The following is a 3,257-nucleotide window of genomic DNA, read 5'->3' on the forward strand; positions in this document are numbered from 1 at the left end:
TTTCCACAGGTCAGAGCACTGCGGGAGCCCTCGCGGTGGCCTGGTGGTCTCGGCCTCTGACCGGCTTGGCTCACTCGGTGACGGCGACGAGCTTGCCACCCCGTGGGGTTCGATGAAGCTCAAGCTCCGTCAGGGCTGATAGCGCGTCAGCCAACGGGACGGTACGACCGATCGGCACCTGGATTGCTCCCTGTCCTGCAGCCCGAGCGATGGTATCGAGGTCGGCGGTGAGGGGTTGGGCGATCAGCACTTGGTACGGACCTGGCATAGCGCTCCGAGCGAACTTCGCGGGCGTGGGGTTGATGTCTATGAGATGCCCTGTGCGTTTGGTGAGCATTCTCGTCGCTGCTTTCGGCAGTGTGCCCGCAGTGTCAAGGATGAGATCGAATTGGCCCGCCAGGGTCTCCGGATCGAAGTCGAAGCCGACGATCGGGTGTATGCCCAACGCACGGGCATCTGCTGTTGCGCTGGGGCGGCAGCTACCAGCGACCGAGGCTCCCAGTGACAGCGCAATCTGGACCGCAGCTCGTCCGACGCCGCCGAGACAGCCGTGAACGAACACAGACTGGCCGGCTTTCGCCTCTCCTTCTCGGACTATTGCCTGGAAGGCGGTGATTCCGACGGTGGGGAGAGCGGAGGCCTCCACAAACGAGAGATTCGTGGGCTTGTTCACGACGCCGTCTTCTTCTACGACGACCGCCTCAGCAAAGGATCCAGCCTTTTGCGGACTTGCGCCTCCCAGCACTTCGTCTCCGACCCGCAGCCGGGCGACTGCGGTCCCTACGGCTTCGACTATGCCTGCGAAGTCAGTGCCGAAGCCGCGGGGGAAGGCCCGGCCGGTCGTAGCTTGCATTATGCCGTCGCGGATCTTCCAGTCCATCGGGTTGGCTGAGGCGGCGTGGACTCGGACGAGTACCTCGTTGGGCGCAAGCGAACGAGGCTCGAATTCTTCCAGCCGCAGCACTTCAGGTCCGCCGTACTGGTGGTATTGGATGCGCTTCACCGCAGTCACGCGCTGGTGTCGCCTGTTGCCTGATCGGTCATGACCGGCCCGGAGATCAGAGGAAAGTGCGTATTGGTGAGGCGTTCGGAGACTTCCCAGAGCCGGCTGGCGACGGCGGGGGCCTTCGCTCCGGCGGCTGGCTCGGTCAGCGCGGCCGGTCCGCGGACTCCGCCGAACCGGCTCGGGCCGATGAAGCTGCCGCCCGGGACGTCACCGACGGCCGCCAGCAGTGTCGGCAGCGACCCGCCTTCGGGGCCGTGAGCGAGTACGGGTGTGCTGACTGCGGCCAGTGCGTCGAGGAGCCGGTTGCCACTTGTGATCCGGAAGCCGGTAGATGCCCAGCCGGGGTGCGCGGAGGAGGCGATCACCGGCGACCCCGCTGCGATCAGACGGCGCTGCAACTCGAAGGTGAAGAGCAGGTTCGCCAGCTTGGACTGGCCGTATGCGCCGAACGGCTGGTATTTCCGTCGTTCCCATTGCAGGTCGTCGAAGTCGATCTGTGCGGAGCGGTGTGCGGTCGAGGAGACGGTCACGACCCGCTCCGTGATCCGGTTCAGCAGCAGGTTCGTCAGCGCGAAGTGGCCGAGGTGGTTGATCCCGAACTGGAGCTCGAAGCCGTCCGCGGTGTGCTGCAGTTTGTCGGTCATTGTGCCGGCGTTGTTGATGAGCACGCCAACGGGACCATCAATGCCTGCGGCGAAGCTTCGGATCGAGGCTAGCGAAGCGAGATTCAGCGGACGGACATCCACCTCGCCGTTCATCGCGGCTGCTGCGGCGCGGCCCTTGTCCTGGTCCCTGACGGCGAGAACGAGTCGCGCTCCCTTTGCGGCAAGCGCGGCTGCTGCGGCGCGGCCGATGCCGCTGCCCCCGCCGGTGACGATGATGGTGCGGCCGGTTTGATCCGGCACCTGTGAAGGCGAAGCGAGTGTAGACATGTCCCCTAATGTAACCAGTGGAAACAATCTTGTCAACGGATACATCGTTGATAGACTTCCCCCATGCCGTCCTCCCGTCCCTACCACCATGGCAACCTGCGCCAGGCGGTTCTGGTTGAAGCCGCCGCGGTGGTGCGCGACAGGGGAGCCGCCGAACTGTCGCTGCGCGAGGTGGCCGCGATCATCGGTGTCACTCACGCCGCACCACGCCGATACTTTCCCGGTAGGCAGGAGCTTCTCGATGCTGTGGCAGCCGAGGGCTTCGCCCGGCTCGGTGTCCGGTTGCGGGAGGCGACCGACGAGCCTGACTATGCTAGACAGGTTCGAGCGGTGGCCGGGGCTTACCTCGACTTCGCGACCGCTGAGGCGAACCTCCTGGAGCTGATGTTCGCCCACAAACGTGGAACAGATGGGGAAGCCGTGAGTATGAGTGCCGAGGCCGCCTTTGCCCCGATACTCCAGGTATTCCATCGCGGCGAAGGTGAGGGGCTACTACCGGACAGGAGTGCAGAGCGGCTCTCCGTCGTCTTCCTCGCTACCCTCCAGGGTCTCGCCGGCCTCATCAACTGCGGCGTCGTCCCCATCAACCAAGTCGGCGATCTGGTGAATGAAGCTGTCACTCGGTTCCAGTGACTAGCTAGTCTCGGCCCTTCGGTAAGGGCTGCCCACATTGTGGATCATGAGATAGGAAGTGCCTTCTGATCTGGGAAGATCTGACTTGTCGAAGGTCCAGATCGCCCGTCACGGAAGGCACTTGCTGGGTGAAGGTTACCGGAACGCGTTCGAGGGTTGTGATCAGCGGTGACGGGCGGGGCGTGGTCGGTCACGCTGGTACGCGTCTGCTCGCCGATGTCGCTGATGCCACGGGTTTGACCAGTGGGTTCAGTGACTCTCTGGCTGGGTTGCGGCAGCGGCGGTCAGGTCATGACCCGGGTCGGGTCGCGGTGGATTTGGCGGTGATGCTCGCTGACGGTGGTGAGGCGATCGCTGACCTGGCTGGCCGCGCGCAGTGGCTCGGCCAGCGCATGCGTGAGCTGCGCGAAGAACGCGGCCTGACGCTCAAGTACATCGCCGCCTGGGCGTGGAGTTCTCCACGCTCGCGCGCTACGAGCGGGCCGAGTGGCCGTTCCGCCGTGACCACGTGGCCGCGCTGCTGGACGTCTACCACGTCTACGACGAAGCCGAGCGGACCCGGCTGCTCGACTTGGCGCAAAGCCAGTGGCGGATCAACCACTGGGATCAGATGCGGTCCCCGTACGAGCCCAACGATCGCGTCGGTGAGTTCGTCGTCGATCCGTGGTGGCTGCGCTCACGGGCCG

General features: G+C 64.9%; 3 protein-coding genes and 2 pseudogenes. 3 read left to right on the forward strand and 2 right to left on the reverse strand.

Annotated features, from left to right (window positions below; translation table 11 throughout):
- Positions 1-70: 70 nt before the first annotated feature.
- Positions 71-1,012 (reverse strand): NADP-dependent oxidoreductase, encoded by a 942-nt coding sequence (locus KJS59_RS30270; protein ID WP_213457369.1) that lies wholly within the window; start codon positions 1,010-1,012, stop codon positions 71-73.
- On the reverse strand, positions 1,009-1,938 hold the full coding sequence (locus KJS59_RS30275; protein ID WP_213457371.1) for an oxidoreductase: 930 nt from the start codon (positions 1,936-1,938) through the stop codon (positions 1,009-1,011). The genes KJS59_RS30270 and KJS59_RS30275 overlap by 4 nt, the downstream gene beginning before the upstream one ends.
- A 63-nt stretch (positions 1,939-2,001) precedes the next feature.
- Between KJS59_RS30275 and KJS59_RS30280 the strand changes: the two genes are divergently transcribed.
- The 3 genes and pseudogenes from KJS59_RS30280 to KJS59_RS30290 all read left to right on the forward strand — a co-directional run.
- Entirely contained in the window at positions 2,002-2,571 is a 570-nt protein-coding gene (locus tag KJS59_RS30280) for a TetR/AcrR family transcriptional regulator (protein WP_213457373.1), read from the forward strand.
- Between the two features lie 128 nt (positions 2,572-2,699).
- Positions 2,700-2,936, forward strand: a pseudogene (locus tag KJS59_RS30285) (IS1380 family transposase); the annotation flags it as partial.
- 83 nt (positions 2,937-3,019) lie between these two features.
- Positions 3,020-3,257 (forward strand): annotated as a pseudogene (locus KJS59_RS30290) (XRE family transcriptional regulator); the annotation flags it as partial.

It is taken from the genome of Rhizomonospora bruguierae (assembly GCF_018397995.1).
In the GTDB taxonomy this organism is placed as follows: domain Bacteria; phylum Actinomycetota; class Actinomycetes; order Mycobacteriales; family Micromonosporaceae; genus Rhizomonospora; species Rhizomonospora bruguierae.